This is a genomic window from Raineyella fluvialis, from assembly GCF_009646095.1.
Lineage (GTDB): Bacteria > Actinomycetota > Actinomycetes > Propionibacteriales > Propionibacteriaceae > Raineyella > Raineyella fluvialis.
On record NZ_CP045725.1, the window covers coordinates 243,105 to 261,267 of the forward strand.

The 18,163-nt window shown below is 69.9% G+C and carries 16 protein-coding genes and 1 pseudogene; 4 read left to right on the plus strand and 13 right to left on the minus strand.

Annotated elements, in window-relative coordinates:
* Positions 1–75: 75 nt before the first annotated feature.
* A complete protein-coding gene (metG, locus tag Rai3103_RS01120) occupies positions 76–1,869 on the minus strand; it encodes a methionine--tRNA ligase (protein ID WP_153571027.1) in 1,794 nt (597 codons plus the stop codon).
* A 126-nt stretch (positions 1,870–1,995) separates the two neighbouring features.
* On the opposite strand from metG, the gene Rai3103_RS01125 reads away from it, so the two are divergent.
* Complete coding sequence (locus Rai3103_RS01125) at positions 1,996–2,514, plus strand: hypothetical protein (RefSeq protein WP_153571028.1); 519 nt, start codon at positions 1,996–1,998, stop codon at positions 2,512–2,514.
* An 18-nt stretch (positions 2,515–2,532) separates the two neighbouring features.
* Here the strand turns inward: Rai3103_RS01125 and Rai3103_RS01130 are convergent, their stop codons facing one another.
* The 7 genes and pseudogenes from Rai3103_RS01130 to Rai3103_RS01155 all read right to left on the minus strand — a co-directional run bounded on the left by Rai3103_RS01130 (position 2,533) and on the right by Rai3103_RS01155 (position 9,741).
* Positions 2,533–3,252 (minus strand): adenosine deaminase family protein, encoded by a 720-nt coding sequence (locus tag Rai3103_RS01130; RefSeq protein ID WP_194793217.1) that lies wholly within the window; start codon positions 3,250–3,252, stop codon positions 2,533–2,535.
* 128 nt (positions 3,253–3,380) lie between these two features.
* Positions 3,381–3,791 (minus strand): annotated as a pseudogene (locus Rai3103_RS01135) (cytidine deaminase); the annotation flags it as partial.
* The gene (locus Rai3103_RS17220) at positions 3,791–4,234 is read right to left on the minus strand and encodes a M20/M25/M40 family metallo-hydrolase (protein WP_422396017.1); all 444 of its coding nucleotides are present in this window, start codon (positions 4,232–4,234) and stop codon (positions 3,791–3,793) included. The gene Rai3103_RS17220 and the pseudogene Rai3103_RS01135, both read right to left, overlap by 1 nt.
* A complete protein-coding gene (locus tag Rai3103_RS01140) occupies positions 4,213–5,091 on the minus strand; it encodes an amidohydrolase (RefSeq protein WP_228489062.1) in 879 nt (292 codons plus the stop codon). Before Rai3103_RS01140 ends, Rai3103_RS17220 begins: the two co-directional genes overlap by 22 nt.
* A 147-nt stretch (positions 5,092–5,238) precedes the next feature.
* Positions 5,239–6,831, minus strand: coding sequence for an acyl-CoA mutase large subunit family protein (locus tag Rai3103_RS01145; RefSeq protein ID WP_153571030.1), 1,593 nt, complete (start codon positions 6,829–6,831; stop codon positions 5,239–5,241).
* 128 nt (positions 6,832–6,959) lie between these two features.
* On the minus strand, positions 6,960–8,222 hold the full coding sequence (locus Rai3103_RS01150; RefSeq protein WP_153571031.1) for a phosphotransferase: 1,263 nt from the start codon (positions 8,220–8,222) through the stop codon (positions 6,960–6,962).
* Positions 8,223–8,271: 49 nt separating this feature from the next.
* Entirely contained in the window at positions 8,272–9,741 is a 1,470-nt protein-coding gene (locus tag Rai3103_RS01155; protein ID WP_153571032.1) for a hemolysin family protein, read from the minus strand.
* Positions 9,742–9,954: 213 nt separating this feature from the next.
* On the opposite strand from Rai3103_RS01155, the gene folP reads away from it, so the two are divergent.
* Complete coding sequence (folP, locus tag Rai3103_RS01160) at positions 9,955–10,836, plus strand: dihydropteroate synthase (RefSeq protein ID WP_228489063.1); 882 nt, start codon at positions 9,955–9,957, stop codon at positions 10,834–10,836.
* A gap of 143 nt (positions 10,837–10,979) precedes the next feature.
* Here folP and Rai3103_RS17225 read toward each other — a convergent pair whose 3' ends face one another.
* On the minus strand, positions 10,980–11,882 hold the full coding sequence (locus Rai3103_RS17225; protein ID WP_239022411.1) for a phospholipase C: 903 nt from the start codon (positions 11,880–11,882) through the stop codon (positions 10,980–10,982).
* Positions 11,837–12,694, minus strand: a complete 858-nt coding sequence (locus tag Rai3103_RS17230) for an alkaline phosphatase family protein (RefSeq protein WP_228489064.1) — start codon at positions 12,692–12,694, stop codon at positions 11,837–11,839. Before Rai3103_RS17230 ends, Rai3103_RS17225 begins: the two co-directional genes overlap by 46 nt.
* Positions 12,695–13,003: 309 nt before the next feature.
* On the opposite strand from Rai3103_RS17230, the gene purU reads away from it, so the two are divergent.
* Both purU and Rai3103_RS01175 read left to right on the plus strand, forming a co-directional pair.
* Positions 13,004–13,885: a formyltetrahydrofolate deformylase gene (purU, locus tag Rai3103_RS01170; protein WP_228489065.1), complete on the plus strand. Its 882-nt coding sequence runs from the start codon at positions 13,004–13,006 to the stop codon at positions 13,883–13,885.
* Positions 13,886–14,057: 172 nt separating this feature from the next.
* Positions 14,058–15,047: a malate dehydrogenase gene (locus Rai3103_RS01175; protein ID WP_153571033.1), complete on the plus strand. Its 990-nt coding sequence runs from the start codon at positions 14,058–14,060 to the stop codon at positions 15,045–15,047.
* 92 nt (positions 15,048–15,139) lie between these two features.
* On the opposite strand, the gene Rai3103_RS01180 is transcribed toward Rai3103_RS01175, so the two are convergent.
* The 3 genes from Rai3103_RS01180 to purH all read right to left on the minus strand — a co-directional run bounded on the left by Rai3103_RS01180 (position 15,140) and on the right by purH (position 18,163).
* Positions 15,140–15,589 (minus strand): DUF3017 domain-containing protein, encoded by a 450-nt coding sequence (locus Rai3103_RS01180; RefSeq protein ID WP_153571034.1) that lies wholly within the window; start codon positions 15,587–15,589, stop codon positions 15,140–15,142.
* A complete protein-coding gene (locus Rai3103_RS01185) occupies positions 15,586–16,437 on the minus strand; it encodes a bifunctional methylenetetrahydrofolate dehydrogenase/methenyltetrahydrofolate cyclohydrolase (RefSeq protein WP_153571035.1) in 852 nt (283 codons plus the stop codon). Before Rai3103_RS01185 ends, Rai3103_RS01180 begins: the two co-directional genes overlap by 4 nt.
* 157 nt (positions 16,438–16,594) lie before the next feature.
* On the minus strand, positions 16,595–18,163 hold the full coding sequence (gene purH / locus Rai3103_RS01190; protein WP_153571036.1) for a bifunctional phosphoribosylaminoimidazolecarboxamide formyltransferase/IMP cyclohydrolase: 1,569 nt from the start codon (positions 18,161–18,163) through the stop codon (positions 16,595–16,597).

The window sequence follows — 18,163 nt, forward strand, 5'->3', positions numbered from 1 at the left end:
TCGCGCCCCGGTGCGCCGGCCGGAACTTTGTCGCGCTCCGGTGCGCCGGTCGTACCAGCGCTCGAGGCGCCCGGCTCAGTCGGCGACGATCGGCGCCCACTCCGGTCCCGTCTCGCCCAGCGCGTCGTCGAGCTTCGCGAACAGCGGCTCGGGCTTGGCCAGCGGGGTTCCCGGCGTGATCGGCAGGGACTTCCACACGGCGGCGGCTGAGGCGTAGTCGCCCATCAGCACGGAGTAGTCCGGTCCACCCTCCTCGGAGACCGTACGGATCTCGGGCAGTGCGGCCCAGACTCCTTCGCCGCCGAGCATCTCGTAGATCTTCTGCGAGGCGTGCGGCATGAAGGGGGTGAACATCGTGTTGCAGTCGGCGACCACCTGCAGCACCGTCCACAGCACGGTGTCGCGCCGGGAGGGATCGTCCTTCAGCTTCCACGGCTCGGTCTCCGAGAGGTACTGGTTCGCCAGGCCGACGATCCGCATCACCTCGCCGATGCCGTGCTTGAAGTGGCTGTGGGACAGCGCCTCGCCGACGATGTCGAAGGCCGCCCGGGAGGCCTCGAGCAGCGTACGGTCCACCTCCTGCAGGTCGCCCGGCTGCGGGATGGCGCCGACGTTCTTCCAGGCCATCGAGACGGCGCGGTTGACCAGGTTGCCCCACTGGGCGGCGAGTTCGGTGTTGTTCCGGCGGACGAACTCCTCCCAGGTGAAGTCGGTGTCCTGGTTCTCCGGGCCGGCGACCGCGATGAAGTAGCGCAGGGCGTCCGGGCCGAACTCCCGCAGGAAGTCACCCACGTAGATCACATGGCCGCGGGAGGAGGAGAACTTCGAGCCGCTCATCGTCAGGTATTCCGACGACACGACCTCCGTGGGCAGGTCGAGCAGACCGAACGTGCCCAGCTCACCGCCGTGGTCACCCTGGCCGTTGTGGCCGAGCAGGATGCCGGGCCAGATGACCGAGTGGAAGACGATGTTGTCCTTGCCCATGAAGTAGGAGGCCGTCGTCTCCGGATCCAGCCACCACGCCTTCCACGCCTCGGGGTCCCCGCTCCGGAAAGCCCACTCGATGCTCGCCGAGAGGTAGCCGATCACCGCGTCGAACCACACGTAGAGCCGCTTCATCGGCTCGTCCCGCCACCCCTCCAGCGGCACGGGGACACCCCAGTCGAGGTCGCGGGTGATGGCCCGGGGCTTGAGGTCGTCGATCAGGTGCTGGGAGAACTTGATCACGTTCGGACGCCAGTCCTCGCGGGTCTTCAGCCACTCGGTCAGCGACTCCGCCAGCGCCGGCAGGTCGAGGAAGAAGTGCTCCGTCTCGACGAACTGCGGGGTCTCCCCGTTGATCCGGGAGCGGGGATCCTTCAGCTCGATGGGGTCGAGCTGGTTGCCGCAGTTGTCGCACTGGTCACCGCGGGCGCTCGTGTAGCCGCAGATCGGACAGGTGCCCTCGATGTAGCGGTCGGGCAGCGTACGACCGGTGGAGGGGCTGATGGCGCCGCGGGTGGGCCGGGCCACGACGTAGCCGTTGCGGTGCAGGGAGAGGAAGATGTCCTGGGTCACGCGATAGTGGTTCTTCGTCGTGGTCCGGGTGAACAGGTCGTACGAGAGCCCCAGCCCTTGCAGGTCCTCGACGATGACGCGGTTGTACTTGTCGGCGAGCTCGCGGACCGCGACGCCCTCCTTCTCCGCCTGCACCGAGATCGGCGTGCCGTGCTCGTCGGTGCCGGAGACCATCAGCACCTGGTGGCCACTCATCCTCATGTACCGCGAGTAGACGTCGGAGGGTACGCCGAAGCCGGACACGTGGCCGATGTGGCGAGGTCCGTTCGCGTACGGCCAGGCAACAGCGGTCAGCACACGGGATGAAGTCATGGGCCCCACGATATCGCCCGGCACGCCGGTCCCAATGACCGCGATACGCCCAACGCGCGGGTGTGAGCGTTCACATCACGTTCGGAAGGCCCCGCCCCGTACCCACGGTGCTGCCATACTCGCCCCATGGAGAGCTTCGTCGTGCACATCGACCGCAAGCGGTGGGCGGACATGCGACGTAATGTCCGCCTCGGGCTCGCCGGCTCGGTGGTGATCGGCTTCGGCGGCGGCGCGTGGTTGACCATCGCCGGAATCGTCGGCGCCCGACAGACGAGCCTGGTCCCCGGGATCCTGCTGCTGTTGCTCGGTGTCGGAGCGGCCTGGTCATTGCTGCAGAGGAAGCACCAGACGATCAGCGCCAGCGGCTCACCCGTGCTCTTCTCCCTCGACCACGCCGGCCTGCACCTCGATCCGGGCGAGGGAGCGGACCCTCTCGAGCGCGACTGGGACGCATTCCGGATCACCTGGCCGGAACGAACGGGGAGCTATCTCGAAGTGTCCCCCGCCGACGCCCCGGCGCGGCGCTGGCCCGTGCTCGTTACCGACGCGGCCCGCCCCGCCCTTGCGGCTGCCATCGCCGAACTGTCGGGCGGGTCCTCGACCCTCGGAGACGATTCCCACCCCGCTCCCCGCCCCGCCCGCTGAAGCAGCCAGGTCGGCCCGTCAGTGCGGCCAGGTGTGCGCGACGTGCCCGGCGATCCTCTCCTTGGTGTCGTCGTCGACGAATGCTGCCCGGACAGCCCGATCGACCGTGGCCCGGACGTCGTCGAGCGTCCAGCCGAACGTCTCCACCAGGAGCGCGTACTCCCGGCTCAGGGTCGTCCGGCTGACCAGCCGGTTGTCGCACGAGATCGTCACCTCGAAGCCGAGCCGGTGCAGGCGGTCCACCGGGTGCTCCGCCAGCGAGGCGGCGACGCCGGTCTGCAGGTTGGACGAGGGGCAGACCTCCAACGGGATGCGCCGGCTCCGCACCAGGGCGGCGGTCTCCCCCAGCACTGGCTCCGCACCGGAGAGGTCAATGTCCTCGATCAACCGGACACCGTGCCCGATGCGCTGGGCGTGGCACACCTCGACGGCCTCCTGGACCGACTCCGGGCCGACCGCCTCCCCGGCATGGATGGTGTACGGGATGCCCTCGCGCTCGAGGAACCGAAACGCGTCGAGCTGCCGGCTCGGCGGGAAACCGTCCTCGGCCCCGGCGATGTCGAATCCGGCGACGAGGTCCTCCTCGTGCCGGGCGGTCAGTTCGGCGATCTCCAGGCCCCGATCGGCGTGGCGCATGGCGGTCAGTAGTTGCCGCACGATGATCGGGTGCCCGTCGCGCCGGGCCGCGGCCATCCCGTCCTTCAGGCCCCGGCCGACCGCAGTGACGGCGGCGGACAACGACAGGCCGCGGCGCAGGTGCTGCTCCGGCGCCCACCGCCCTGACGCCAGTCCGCCTGACGCTCGTCCGCCTGACGCTCGGCCGTCGCTGGCGCCGGCCTCTCGCCCGCCCTCCCCGGCGACACCGATCCCGCCTTCCGCGCCGTCGCGATCCGGTCCAGGTCGGCCGAGCCGAAGGCCCGCGGCAGGAGTTCCGTCAGCGGAATCGGCCCGTCCCCGCTCTGCACCAGCATGCCGGGGTCGGCGTGCTCCGCCAGCAACTGCCGGCAGCGACCACAGGGCATCAGGAACGTCCCCGCTCCGTCGACGCAGACGAACGCCACCAGGCGTCCGCCTCCCCCCAGCACGAGGGATGACACCAGGCCGCACTCCGCGCACAGCGTGACTCCGTAGGACGAGTTCTCGACGTTGCAGCCCGCCACGACGCGTCCGTCGTCGACGAGGGCGGCGGCACCCACCGGGAACCTCGAGTACGGGGCGTACGCCCGCTCGCAGGCGTCCACCGCCGATCGGCGCAGGCCCGCCCAGTCGACGGCGATCATCGGGTGTCCTGGAGCGAGTGGGCGATGGACGGCTGGTCGGCACCGGCACCCGACCCGTCGGGCCGGGCCTGGTAATGCGTGGGTGTGGCGGCAAGCCGACTGAGCACCTTGACCCCGACCTGGATGCATCCCTCGTCCACGTCGAAGCGCGTCTGGTGGATGTCGGGCCAGTCGGCTTCGGCCACGTCGCGGGGCCGCACCCCCAGCCGGGCCATCGCCCCGGGGACGGCCTGCAGGATCCAGGCGAAGTCCTCCCCGCCCATCGACTGGGCGGTGCGGGCGACGGACTGCGGGCCCAGTTGGCGTTCGGCGGCATCCACCAGCCGGGCGACACCGCGCGCGTCGTTGACCGTGGGCGGGATGCCGGAGTCGACATCGACGTCGACCTCGACACCGAACGGGGCGACGATCGAGGTGATCAGATCCGGCAGGATCGACACTGCCCGCTTCCACCCCGGCACATCGAGGACGCGGAGTGTCCCGCCCAGTTCCCCGGTCCGTGGGATGGCGTTCTCGACGCTGCCGGACCGTACCCGCCCCAGATCAGGGACGCGCCGCTGCGCGGGTCGATCCGCCGGCTGAGCAGGAAGGGGGTCTCGGTGACGACAGCGCCGAGGGCACCGATGATGTCCGCCGTGAGGTGGGGGCGCGAGGTGTGCCCGCCGGCCCCCCGCAGGTTGACGTTGACCTTGACGGCCGCCGAGGTGATCGCCCCGCGCTTGACGGCGATCTGGCCGACGATGGTCCGCGGATCGCAGTGCAGGGCGTACGCCTCCCGGACCCCGTTCAGGGCTCCCGCGCGGATGACGTCCGGCGCGCCGCTCGGGGTCGACTCCTCGGCCGGCTGGAAGATCAACCTCACTCCCGTACGGAGCAGCCCGCGCTGGCGCAACTGCACCAAGACGTGTCCGACGCCGAGGATGATGGTGGTGTGCACGTCGTGTCCGCACGCGTGGACGATGCCCTCGTTCCGCGAGGCGTACGCCACGTCCTTGGCGTCACTGAGTGGCAGGGCGTCCATGTCGCCGCGCAGGGCGACCATGCCCTTCTCCGGCACCCAGTCGTCAGCCACGATGTCGCAGGTGAGCCCGGTGCCGACCGGCAGGACCTTCGGGTCCAGGCCGATCGACGACAGCGAGTCGGCGACCCGCTGGGTGGTGCGCCGCTCGGCGTGGCCGAGCTCGGGGTGGGCGTGCAGGTCGCGTCGGAAAGCGATCATCCGCTCACTGATGGCGGCGGTGGCCACCGCGATGGCGGGACCGGGATCCACCTCCGGCGTGATGGGTGAGGCGGTCATTGGCCCAGCCTATCGCCGCCGCCCTGTCCCCGACAGGCCACCGGACGAGACGGCATCCAATCACCTCCACACAGGCCGACGGCCGCCCTCCGCAGGGGAGGACGGCCGTCGGACGATCCCGGCTGTCGGGGCTGTCGGGGTGTCGGCTCAGGAGCCGGCGGCGTCGCTCGGGGTGTAGGTGCCCCAGACGTCGCGCAGAGCGTTGCAGACCTCGCCGATGGTGGCCTTGGCCTGCAGCGCCTCCTTCATCGGGTAGAGGAGGTTGTCGGAGCCTTCGGCGGCAGCCTTGATCTTGACCAAGGCTGCCTCGACGGCATCGTTGTCGCGGTTGGCGCGGAGGGTGACCAGGCGCTCGGCCTGCTGCTCACCGATCGTCGGGTCGACGCGCAGCGGCTCGTACTTCTCCTCCTCGTCGATCGTGAACTTGTTCACGCCGACCTGGATGCGCTCGCCGGAGTCGATGCCCTGGGCGTACGCGAACGCGGAGTCCTCGATCTCGGCCTTCTGGAAGCCCTGCTCGATGGCCTTGACGGCCCCACCCATGTCGTCGATCTGCTTGATCAGCTTCCAGATCTCGTCCTCGAGCTCGTCGGTGAGCTTCTCCACCACGTAGGAGCCGGCCCACGGGTCGACGGTCTTGCAGACGTCCGACTCGTACGCGATGACCTGCTGGGTCCGCAGCGCGAGCCGTGCGGCCTTCGGCGTCGGCAGCGCGATGGCCTCGTCGAACGAGTTGGTGTGCAGCGACTGGGTGCCACCGAAGGTGGCGGCCAGCGCCTGCACCGCGACGCGGACCAGGTTGACCTCGGGCTGCTGGGCGGTGAGCTGCACGCCGGCGGTCTGGGTGTGGAAGCGCAGCATCTGCGACTTCGGCTTCTGGGCGCCGAAGCGCTCCTTCATGATCTTCGCCCACACGCGACGGGCGGCGCGGAACTTCGCCACCTCCTCGACGATGGTGGTGCGAGACACGAAGAAGAACGACAGCCGCGGCGCGAAGTCATCGACGTTCAGGCCGGCCTTCATCGCGGCCTCGACGTAGGCGATGCCGTCGGCCAGGGTGAACGCGACCTCCTGCGCGGGCGTCGCGCCAGCCTCCGCCATGTGGTAGCCGGAGATGGAGATGGTGTTCCACTTCGGGATGTTGTCGTGGCAGTACGCGAAGATGTCGGAGATCAGTCGCAGCGACGGGGACGGCGGGAAGATGTAGGTGCCGCGGGCGATGTACTCCTTGAGTACGTCGTTCTGGATCGTGCCGGTGAGCTTGTCAGCGGTGGTGCCCTGCTCCTCGGCGACGAGCTGGTAGAGCAGCAGCAGCACGGCGGCCGGGGCGTTGATGGTCATCGAGGTGGAGACCTTGCCCAGGTCGATGCCGTCGAACAGGACACGCATGTCGTCGATGGAGTCGATCGCCACACCGACCTTGCCCACCTCGCCCTTGGAGATCTGGGCGTCGGAGTCGTAGCCCATCTGCGTCGGCAGGTCGAAGGCCACCGACAGGCCCATCGTCCCGTTCGCGATCAGCTCCTTGTAGCGCTGATTCGATTCGCGCGCGTTGCCGAAGCCGGCGTACTGACGCATCGTCCAGGGGCGGGTCGTGTACATCTTGGGGTACACACCGCGCGTGAAGGGGTACTCCCCCGGCGCTCCCAGCTTGCTGGCGGGATCCCACCCTGCCAGCGCGTCAGCCGAGTACACAGCCGCGAAGGGAGTCCCGGTTTCGGTCTCACCAATTCCACTCATGGGCCTGAGCCTACCGGTGGCTGTCCCGGCCCGTACGGGCGATCCCCCCTTTCCGTACGGCCTTTCGGGGGCCTGTCCAGCTGTTGTGACCAACCTCACGAAGGCCGCGTTTTCCGGGTCCCGACCGGTCAGCCCACCTGCCGTACGAGCGCCTCCGCAGCACTGACGATGGCGATCGTCTCCTGGCGCCACTCGGCCTCCTGGCTGCGGTGCGGACCGGTCGCCAGGCTGATCGCCACGCCGGCCGCGCGGAGCCGCAGCTCGGTCGGATCGACCCGTCGGTCGAAGACCGGCGTCCATTCCGTCAGCAGCCGCTGCAGGTGCGCCGCCTGGGGGATGTCCATCCGCTGGATCGTCGACAGGTGCGCCAGCAGGCAGCCCAGGTCGTCGGCGCGCCGGCCGGGACCGATCCCGTCAATGTCGAGCACCCCGCAGATCCGTCCACCCGCGACGTGCACCTGACCCTCGTGGAAGTCGCCGTGGGTGGCCTCGTCGCCCGGCGCCAGGCCGGCGAGTCCCTGGCTCACCTGGTCCGCCAGCCAGAGCAGTCGTTCCTCGAGCTCCGGCATCGCACGGGCGACCACCTCGACGTAGTAGTGCACCGACTGGGTCCACGGCACGCGCCGCGGCAGCCGCGCCACCACGGGCGGGAAGGCGTCGAGCACCGCGATCAGATCCTCCGCGGTGCAGGGGGAGTCCTCGCGGAACAGCGCGGTGGACAGGGGCAAGCCGGGCAGCCCGGCCGACACGACGACCGAGTCGTCGGTGAGCACGAGCACTTCCGGCACGTCGATGCCGGCCCCCCGCAGCATCCGGTGCCGGTCCATCGTCTGCACCGCTTCCGCCGCGGTCTGGACCTTGAGGTAGAACCGGCGGCTGATCCCCTCGGCCTGCACGTCGGCCCGCAGCACGGCGCGTTGCCGGGGGCGGTAGCCGACCACGTCGAGGCGTACGTCCGCCGGCGCGATCACCGGCCGCGGCCCCGAGAGCGCCCCCGCGCGCGGCGTCCACAAGCCGAAGTCGTTGACCAGTTCGGCCACCCCCTCCGCGTACGCGGCGGTGCGCAGTCCTGGCAGCTCCGGGTCCTCGGGGTAGATCCAGACGGTCACCTCCTGGCCGTACGGATCGTGGTAGACGGGGGCGCTCGCCCGCTCCGACTCGTCCGGTCCGCCCACCCGGGACGTCACCCCGACGACCTCGGTCGACTCTCCCCAGGGCCAGGCGACGTGCGCCCGGTAGGTCGCCGTCGTCGCGCGGCCCGGCTGGTGGTCGACGTGGTCCATCCGCCAGCGCAACAGCGTGCCGCCGGCGTCGCGTACTGCCGCGACCAGGATGTCCACCACCGCCCGGGAGCTGAGCAGCAGCCCACCGTCCGGGTCGTCCTCGTTCATCCGTCCCCCTTCGTCCCCTCACCCCGGCGCTCACGCACCGGGAGAACCGTCACGGCCTGGCGCCGTCCTCTTCGTCGCCCGACGCACCGACGCCCCCGGGTCCGGGGCCGTCCGGCGCGGGTGATCCCGACGCCTGCCGGCTGGGCGCCTGCGGCCCGTCCATCTCCTCGGGACGGAGCTCCGCAGCGCCGCGGGTCCGTCCGGTGCCGGGCGCCGCGGCCCGGCGGATCAGGAACCGCGCGGCGCGCCGACCGTCCATCTCGAGCACGGACACCTCGACCTTGCGCTGCGACTCCGGGTCCTCGGCCAACTGCAGTTGCGCCTCCGTGCTGTCCCCCACCGAGGGGATCGCCCCGATCCGGTACATGAACCAGCCCGCGAGGGTGTCGTACGGCCCCTCCGGGAGCACCATCCCCGTCTCGTCCTCGAAGTCCGCCAACGAGGTCAGGCCGTCGATCTCCCTCGTGTTGGGTGCGGTCGGCGCCTCCTCCTGGACGATGTCGTACTCATCGGTGATCTCCCCGACGAGCTCCTCGACGAGGTCCTCCATGGTCACCATCCCGGCGGTACCGCCGTACTCGTCGCGGACGATCGCCATGTGACTGGACATCCGCCGCATCTCGGCCAGCGCATGGATGACGTTGACCGTCTGGGGGAAGTTCACCATCGGCCGGACGAGCTCCTCCACCGGGGTCGCCCGCTGTGCCCAGCCCGGATCGAAGAGGTCGCGGACGTGCACGAAACCGAGGACGTCGTCGGGCGAGGCGCCGGTCACCGGGTAGCGCGAGTGCGGCGCTCCGCTCAGCTCCCGGACCGCCTTGTAGACCGGCGTGTCCCCGGGCAGGAAGTCGACCTCGGTGCGCGGCACCATCACCTCGCGCAACGTACGGTCGCCCGCCCCGAACACGTCCTCCAGGATCCGGCGTTCCTCGGCACCCAGGCTCGCCGAATCGGAGACCAGCGAACGCAACTCCTCCTCGGTGACCTCTTCACGCCCGGCCTCGGGCCGCCCGCCGAGCAGCCGGACCAACGCGTTGGTGGAGACCTCGAGCACCCAGATGACGGGCCGCGCCGCCCGCGCGATCCCGTCGACGGTCGGCCCCAGCGCCATCGAGAACGACTCGGCCCGCTGCATCGCCAGCCGTTTCGCGGTGAGTTCGCCCAGCACGATCGACACGTAGGAGATGGCGATGGTGATCAGCACCAGCGAGAGGGTCGAGGCCAGGCCGTTGGGCAGACCGATGGCCTCGAGCGGTGGCGTGAGCCGAGTGGCGATCGTCGCGCCACCGAAGGCCGAGGACAGGAAGCCGAAGAGGGTCACACCGACCTGCACGGCCGACAGGAAACGGCCGGGATCCGACGCGAGATGAGCGACCTTCCGGCCGCGACGGCCTCGCAGCCGGATCTGTTTGATCTGGCTCTCACGCAGGGAGATGAGGGCCATCTCCGCAGCCGAGAAGAAGCCTCCGCACAACGTGAAGAAGAGGACCAGGAGGATCTCTCCGACCAAGGGACTCAACGCCGCACGCCTCCCCACCACGCCGGCGCGGGCCACGGCCCGGGCGGACGTTCGCGCGGAGAGGCGCCCGTACTGTGGTGATCCGTCACGCGCACAGGATATCGGCACCCGCCGGGGAAGACACGGATCGAGGGACGAGGCGGACGCAGCCGCAGTCCCGCCACGGGGGGAGACGACCCCCTGGGGGCCGCGCTTTCTGTTTCAATCGACGACGTGACGACCCTCCCCCACTACGGCATCCGCACCATCGGCCGGCGGACGTTCGACTTCGATCGGCAGGCCGCCGTGATGTCGGTGGTCAATCGCACTCCGGACTCGTTCTGGGACCGCGGCCGCACCTACCGGCTCGATGCCGCCGTCGATGCCGCCCTCGCCGCGGCGGCAGACGGCGCTGACTGGGTCGACATCGGCGGGGTGCCGTTCTCCCCCGACACCACGCCGGTGTCGGAGGCCGACGAGATCGACCGGGTGGTCCCGGTCGTGGAGCGGGTCAGCGCCGGGAGCGACGTGGTGATCTCGGTCGACACCACCCGCGTCGCGGTCGCCGAGCGGGCGCTGGCGGCCGGTGCCTCCGTGATCAATGACACCTCCGGGCTGGCCGACCCCGCGCTCGCCGAGCTGGCCGCCTCGACCGGCGCGACGCTGATCATCACGCACTGCCTGGCCGCCCCGCACGCCCAGCACCCGCGCCCCCACTACGACAACGTCGTGGCGGAGGTGGCCGCCTTCCTGGCGGCCCGGCTCGAACGGGCCCGCGATCTCGGGGTGCGTGACGAGCAGATCGTCCTCGATCCGGGCCACGACCTGAACAAGAACACCCGGCACACCCTGGAACTCACCCGGCGCTTCGGCGAGATCGTCGCCCTCGGGCTGCCTACCCTGGCCGCCGTCTCCAACAAGGACTTCATCGGCGAGGCACTCGGGCGGGAACGCGACGAGCGGACGTACGGCTCCGTCGTCGCCGCCACCTGGTGCATCCAGCAGGGCGCCCGGGTGATCCGCATGCACGACACCCGCGCGGCGGTCGACACCGTACGCCTCTGCGCCGCCATCGCGGGCACGCGGGAGCCGGCGTACGAACGGCACAACCTCTGACCCTTCCCCACCCGGCATCCGACGCCGGGGACGACGAACGGCCGGCCCCCGGGGCAGTCCCGGGATGCCGGCCGTCGCGCAGATCCGCCCGTCAGTTCAACGGGTTCACGCTGTCGCGCTCACGACGTCGCGACGACGCACCCTCAGCCGAGTCCGAGGCGGGTCGGCCAGAGGCCGAAGGCGTTGCCGAGCCCATTCGCCTTGGTGGCCGAGGTCACCACACCGGTCTTCTCGTCGAGGATGACGGTCGGTGCCAGCCGGTGGCCGAAGTTGAACATGCCGTCGATGCCATTGGCCTTCTCGTCGAAGGAGGAGTCACCGATCCGGCCGGTCTGCCAGTTGTCCTCGACGAAGCGCAGGATCGAGGACTGGTCGGTCAGGGTGTGGTCGACGTAGTTCGTCTTGGCGTAGGGCGAGATGACCAGCAGCGGCTGGCGCGGGCCGTATCCGCAGCGATCCTGGTAGCCCCCCATCACCGCAACGCCCTGGGCGGCGGCGTCCGTGCACCAGGCCGCGTCGTCGGCCGAGGTGGAGGCGTTCACGACCGGAGCCTTGGCGTGGTCGTACCAGCCGTCGGAGTCGTCATAGGCGATGACGACGGCGGTGTTCTGCCAGTTCGGGGAGGTCTGGATCTCGTTGACGGTCTTCGCGATGAAGGCCTGTTCGTCCAGCGGGTCGGAGTAGGCCGCGTGGCCGTCCTGCGACATCCCGGCCTTGAGGAAGCTGACGGCCGGCATGTTGTCGCTGCGGACCACCTTGTCGAAGTCGGTCAGGTCGTACTGGTGGTTCGCCTGACCGTTGTGGCCGATCTCCGCGTCGCTGGCGGGCGCCAGGTGGTGCGGGTTCGAGGTCGACGCGTAGTACTGGAACGGCTGGTGGTGCGGCGAGTAGTCGACGACCGTGTTGCCGGCGACGTTGGTGTGCGAGTTCAGGCAGGCGGCCGGCGTCGTGGCGGTGGCTGCGGTGCTTGGGCGGAAGCCGCCCTGGAACCAGCCCCAGCTCACGCCCTTGTCGTTGAGCAGGTCGCCGACGTTCTTGCCGTCCATCGACGCCAGCGGGTGCGTCGACGCGTGGGAGTTGTTGGAGCAGTCGTCGTAGACCGGGTCGGGGTCGTTGATGACGGTGCCGACACCGTTGGCGTCGGGGACCCGCACGGTGTAATCGCTGGCGGGGGCTTGATCTGGGTCTTGCCGTCGGCGGACCACTCGCGGACGCCATGGGTCTGGCCCGAGATGAGGTTCAATGCACCGGGCGTCGAGGGCCCGAAGACGGTGCTGTACGAGTTGTCGCTCATGGCGTACTGCTGGGCGTAGTTCCACAGACCGGTGACGGTGTTGCCGTCGTAGTAGCCCATCACCAGGCCGACACCCTTGGCACCGTACGCGTTGGGGGTGGTGCAGGTGTCCTTGGAGGTGGACTCGACCGCCTTGTCCATCGCGCCGCCGTCGTACGCCTTCTGCTCGTTGGTGTACGTGTGGTCCTGGTCGCAGGTGACGGCCTGGGCGGGCGAGAGGCGGAAGGGCTGCACGCTGTTCGGGTTCTGCGGGGCGAGCAGGCCGGCGTTCTGGAGCGTGTCGATGTGCGTGCTGGTGCCCGGGCGCGCCTGGAACGCCGGGGCGGCGAGGCCGGTCCCCTGCTGCTTCTCACCGGCGGTGTTCGCGGCGTTCGGGTAGGTCGCGAAGTAGTGGTCGAAGGAGACGTTCTCCTGGAAGATCACCACGACGTGCTTGATCGGCGTGGTGGTGTCGGGCGTGTTGCGGGGTGCGGCCGAGGCCTGGACCCCACTGAAGGCGGTGGCGGCCAGACAGACCGCCCCCACCCCGGCCAGCACCCGCGTGGGCTTGTGCCTGGTGGACATGAGCTGCTCCTCACGTGGACGGGGCCGGCAGGTCCGGGCCCCCAGCGGGCGAAGCTACGCGGATCCTCCGGCGCGGCGGGATACCCCCACGCCAGGTTTCCGCGTGAATTCACGGGTCGTTGGGCAGACGTTGCCCCAACTCACAGACGGGCACCCGATCAACAGTCCATACCCAGCAGGATCTCGCAGTCCTCCAAGGATCCCCGTGGATGCCGTACCGGGCCGTACGCCTCCTCAGCCCCCGGCGACCTCGCTCGCCGCGCACCGAACGACGTCGTGGCGTACGGCACAGTCAGCTAGCCTGACGGGGTGACTGAGGGGCAGAGCGTGACAGGGTTCGACGAGACCGCCGACCAGTGGGTGGTCACGTTGAGCTGCAAGGACCGGCCTGGCATCGTGCACAAGGTGTCGGGCGCGGTGGTGGGCGCCGACGGCAACATCACCGAACTGCAGCAGTTCTCCAGCCAGGACACCGGTAACTTCTTCATCCGGCTGCAGTTCGCGACCGCCCTGCCGCAGAGCGCCATCGTCGGCCAGCTGGCCCCGGTGGCCGACGAGCTGGGCGCGACGTGGCAGATCGACGTGGTCGGGCGTCCGTTGCGGACCCTGATCCTCGCCTCGAAGGCCGGGCACTGCGTCCAGGACCTGCTCTTCCGCACCCATGCCGATCAGCTGTCGGTGCACGTTCCCCTGGTGTTGTCCAACCATGAGAACCTGCGCGAGCTGTCGGACTTCTACCACGTCCCGTTCGAGTCGCACTACGTCGTCCCGGAGACCAAGGCCGACTTCGAGCGGCGCGTCATGCAGGTGGTCGAGGAGCAGGGGGTGGAGCTGGTGGTGCTCGCCCGCTACATGCAGATCCTCTCCCCACAGCTGTGCGACTTCCTCCAGGGACGCGCGATCAACATCCACCACTCCTTCCTGCCCGGCTTCAAGGGCGCGAATCCGTACCGTCAGGCCCACGCGCGCGGCGTGAAGCTCATCGGTGCCACGGCGCACTTCGTCACGGCCGACCTGGACGAGGGCCCGATCATCGAGCAGAACGTCGTCCGGGTCGACCACGCCGACTCCCCGCGGCAGCTGATGGCGATCGGTCAGGACATCGAGTCACGGACGCTTTCGCAGGCGGTGCGGCTCTTCTCCGAGCACCGCGTGCTGCTCGACGGGGTCCGGACGATCGTCTTCCAGTGAGCGTGGCATTCAGGCCTCGATCCCAGGATTGGCGCGTGGTCAGACCATTTGACGCGGCAACGACGCGTTGACCCCCTCCACCCCCTCGGAGGCAATTCGGGGGGTGCTAGCGTCAGCCACGTACGGACCCGTTTCCACGGGTACGCCATGACCAACGAGAGGGAGGACAACAGTGTCCCAAGCCCCCGTCAAGGTTGCTGTCACCGGCGGTGCCGGTCACATCGCCTACAGCCTGCTCTTCCGCATCATTGCGGGTCAGCTCCTCGGCAAGGAGACCCCCGTCGAGTTGCGGCTCCTCGAGATCACCCCGGCCATGAAGGCCCTCGAGGGCGTCGCAATGGAGATCGACGACTGCGCCTCGCCCCTGGTGTCCAACATCGTGATGTCCGACGACCCCAACGTCGCCTTCGACGGCGCGAACATCTGCCTGCTGGTCGGTGCCCGCCCGCGCGGCAAGGGGATGAACCGCTCCGACCTGCTCGCCGCCAACGGCGCGATCTTCGCCCCCCAGGGCAAGGCCATCAACGACCACGCCGCGGACGACGTCCGGGTGCTCGTCACCGGTAACCCGGCCAACACCAACACGCTGATCGCCCGTACGCACGCCCCGGACGTCCCGGGCAGCCGTTTCACCTCGCTGATGCGCCTGGACCACAACCGGACCATCGCGCAGCTGTCGAAGAAGACCGGCGTCCCGGTCGGCGAGATCAAGAAGGTCGCGGTGTGGGGCAACCACTCCGACACGCAGTACCCCGACATCACCAACGCGACGATCGGCGGCAAGCCGGCGACCGAGGCCGTCAACGACGCCGAGTGGCTGGAGAACACCTTCATCCCCACCGTCGCCAAGCGCGGCGGGGCGATCATCGAGGCCCGTGGCGCGTCCTCGGCCACCTCGGCCGCCAACGCCACGGCACAGCACATGCACGACCTGATGCTGGGCAGCCCGGAGGGCGACTGGGTCACCATGGGCGTGACCTCCGACGGATCGTACGGTGTCCCGGAGGGCCTGACCTTCGGCATGCCGTGCACCACGAAGAACGGTGAGTTCGAGATCGTCCAGGGTCTCGAGTTCAGTGACTACGGCAAGGCCAAGCTGGCCGCCACCATCGAAGAACTGGAAGCTGAGCGCGCCGCGGTCCACGAACTGGGCCTCGTCTGACACTGCGAGCTTCCCGGTCACAACGGCGTGGCAGGGCAACGCGAGAGGGGTGGGAACCTACGGGTTCCCACCCCTCTCGCGTTGCCGAGGCGTCAGGAGCGGACCAGCACCATCACGATGATGCCGACGCCGATGGCCAGCATCCACAGCACGTCGAAGATCCGGCCGCGGACGAGGAGCAGCCCCGCCTGCCGCGACGGGAGGCCGAGGCGCATCAGTGCCCCGATGATCATCCCGGCCCCGATGAGGGAACTGCCGAGCTGCCACAGGCCGAAAGCGATGACGACCACCCCGGCGGCCATGATCGTCACGACGACCGCCAGCCAGGTCCACCGCAGCCCGGGGTCACGCCGGGTCCGTTCCCGTCCGACGAAGGGCACACCGGCCGGAGGCACGGCACCCGGTGCGGGCGGGTCGGGGATGAGCGGGGCGTCCGGGCCCAGCGGCCGACCCACCCCGAGCTCCTCGGACCGACCCTCGGCGTGGCCCGGGTCGGGGTCGGCGCCGGAGTCACCGGTGCCGGCGCGGCTCGCGTCCTTCACCGGGCCAGCTTCTCCGCCCGCTCCACGACGTTCGCCAGCAGCATCGCCCGGGTCATCAGACCGATCCCACCGGGCGTCGGGGCCACCTTCGAGGCGACCTCCCAGACCGACGGATCGAAGTCCCCGACGAGGCCCGCCTCGGTCCGGGTCATCCCGACGTCGACGAGCACCGCGCCGGGCCGGATCATGTCCCCGGTGATCAACCCAGGGCTGCCGGCCGCCCCCACCACGATGTCGGCGCGGCGGGTGTGCTCGGCGAGGTCGCGAGTGCCGGTGTGGCAGAGGGTCACGGTGGCGTTCTCAGTGCGCCGGGTGAGCAGCAGGCCGAGCGGACGACCGACGGTCGTGCCACGCCCGACGATGCAGACCTCGGCCCCCTTGAGCGGGACGTCGTTGCGGCGCAGCAGGTCGACGATGCCCCGCGGGGTGCAGGGCAGCGGCGCCTCGACGCCGAGCACGAGCCGGCCCAGGTTGGTCGGGTGCAGACCGTCGGCGTCCTTGTCGGGGTCGATCTGCTCGAGGGCCCAGTTGTCGTGGAGGTGGGCGGGCAGCGGCAACTGGACGATGTAGCCCGTGCAGGCCGGGTCCTCGTTGAGCCGGGCGATCTCCTCGGCGAGGCGCTCCTGGGAGGTGTCCTCGGGAAGGTCGACGCGCAGGGAGGCGATGCCGACCTCGGCGCAGTCCCGGTGCTTGCCGCGTACGTACGCGTGGCTGCCCGGATCGTCACCCACCAGCACGGTACCCAGACCCGGCGTGACGCCCTTCTCGGCGAGCGCCGCGACGCGCGCCTTGAGGTCCTCCTTGATCGCCGCCGCGGCGATCTTGCCGTCCATCTTCGTTGCCGTCATCGGGCTCCTCCTCCGCCGGGTGGTCGAAGTACGGCGTACGTCCGGGGCCGTACGGCGCACGCGCTCAGCCTAGTGGGCGGGCCCGACCACGGTCAGACCCGCCCACCGTCGACCGCCCGGCGCGACGCCCGGTCGAGGCAGTCCCCGGAAGGGGTGCTCAGTGGAAGAAGTGCCGCGTCTTGGTGAAGTACATCGTCACGCCGGCCGCTTTCGCCGCCTCGATGGTCTGGTCATCGCGGATGGAGCCGCCCGGCTGGACGATCGCCTTCACCTTGGCATCGATGAGGATCTGCGGCCCATCACTGAACGGGAAGAAGGCGTCGGACGCGGCCACCGAACCGACGGCCCGGTCACCCGCCCGCTCCACCGCGAGCTTGCACGAGTCGACCCGGTTGACCTGTCCCATGCCGACGCCGACCGAAGCCCCGTCCTTGGCCAGCAGGATCGCGTTGGACTTCACGGACCGGCAGGCCTTCCAGGCGAAGACCAGGTCCGCGAGCGTGGCCTCGTCGGCCGCGTCCCCGGCGACGAGCTCCCAGTTCGCCGGGTCGTCGCCCGCCGCGTCGATCCGGTCGGGGTGCTGCAGCAGCGCGCCGCCGGAGATCGGCCGCAGATCGACCGGCCGATGCGCGTACGCCGGAGCGGTGAGCAGCCGGATGTTCTTCTTCGCCGACAGGATCTCCAGCGCGCCGTCCTCGTAGCCAGGGGCGATCAGCACCTCGGTGAAGATGTCCTTGACCTTCTCGGCCATCGCCACCGACACGGGCCGATTGGTGGCGATGACGCCGCCGAACGCCGACAGCGGGTCACACTCATGCGCCTTGGCGTGCGCATCGGCGATGTCGCTGCCGACCGCGATTCCGCAAGGGTTGGCGTGCTTCATGATCGCCACGGCCGGCTCGTCGAAGTCGTACGCGGCGCGGTAGGCGGCGTCGCCGTCGGTGTAGTTGTTGTACGACATCTCCTTGCCATGGTGCTGCACCGCCTGGGTGAGACCCTCGGGCCCGTCCTCGCTGGCATAGAGCGCGGCGGCCTGGTGGGAGTTCTCGCCGTAGCGCAGGGTGCCCTGCTTCGTCCAGGACCCGCCGATCCAGGCCGGGAAGCCGTCACCCGCGGAGGAATCGGTGAGCACCGACCCCATCCAGGAGGCCACCGCGATGTCGTACTCGGCGGTGTGGACGAACGCGGCCGCGGCGAGCTGCTGGCGCTCGGCCAGGGTGAACCCGCCCTCGGCCAAGGCCCGCTTCAGCTCGTCGTACTGACCGGCTGAGGTGATGATCGCCACGCTGGGGTGGTTCTTGGCCGCGGCGCGGACCATCGACGGCCCACCGATGTCGATCTGCTCGACGCATTCGTCCGGCGTCGCCCCCGACGCGACGGTCTCCCGGAACGGGTAGAGGTTGGACACCACGACGTCGAACGGCGCCACGCCCAGCTCGACCAACTGGTCGCGATGGGAGGCCAGCCGGCGATCGGCGAGGATGCCCGCGTGGATCTTGGGATGCAGGGTCTTCACCCGGCCGTCCAGGCACTCCGGGAATCCCGTCACGTCCTCGACCGGGATGACCGGGACGCCCGCCGCGGCCAACTTCTTGGCCGTGGACCCGGTCGAGACGACCTCGACGCCGGCCTCGGCCAGGGCGCGGCCGAGATCCTCCAGACCTGTCTTGTCGTAGACGGAGACCAGGGCTCGCTTGATGGGCAGCCGCTCGGAGGGGACGGACAT

What these genes read in the sequence shown, in the direction of transcription:
- metG (WP_153571027.1), bottom strand. Translation starts at nt 1,869, where the DNA reads ATGACTTCATCCCGTGTGCTGACCGCTGTTGCCTGGCCGTACGCGAAC.
- Rai3103_RS01125 (WP_153571028.1), top strand. Translation starts at nt 1,996, where the DNA reads ATGGAGAGCTTCGTCGTGCACATCGACCGCAAGCGGTGGGCGGACATG.
- Rai3103_RS01140 (WP_228489062.1), bottom strand. Translation starts at nt 5,091, where the DNA reads ATGACCGCCTCACCCATCACGCCGGAGGTGGATCCCGGTCCCGCCATC.
- Rai3103_RS01145 (WP_153571030.1), bottom strand. Translation starts at nt 6,831, where the DNA reads ATGAGTGGAATTGGTGAGACCGAAACCGGGACTCCCTTCGCGGCTGTG.
- Rai3103_RS01150 (WP_153571031.1), bottom strand. Translation starts at nt 8,222, where the DNA reads ATGAACGAGGACGACCCGGACGGTGGGCTGCTGCTCAGCTCCCGGGCG.
- Rai3103_RS17225 (WP_239022411.1), bottom strand. Translation starts at nt 11,882, where the DNA reads ATGGACGGCAAGAACGTCGGCGACCTGCTCAACGACAAGGGCGTGAGC.
- Rai3103_RS17230 (WP_228489064.1), bottom strand. Translation starts at nt 12,694, where the DNA reads ATGTCCACCAGGCACAAGCCCACGCGGGTGCTGGCCGGGGTGGGGGCG.
- Rai3103_RS01185 (WP_153571035.1), bottom strand. Translation starts at nt 16,437, where the DNA reads ATGACGGCAACGAAGATGGACGGCAAGATCGCCGCGGCGGCGATCAAG.
- purH (WP_153571036.1), bottom strand. Translation starts at nt 18,163, where the DNA reads ATGTCCGTCCCCTCCGAGCGGCTGCCCATCAAGCGAGCCCTGGTCTCC.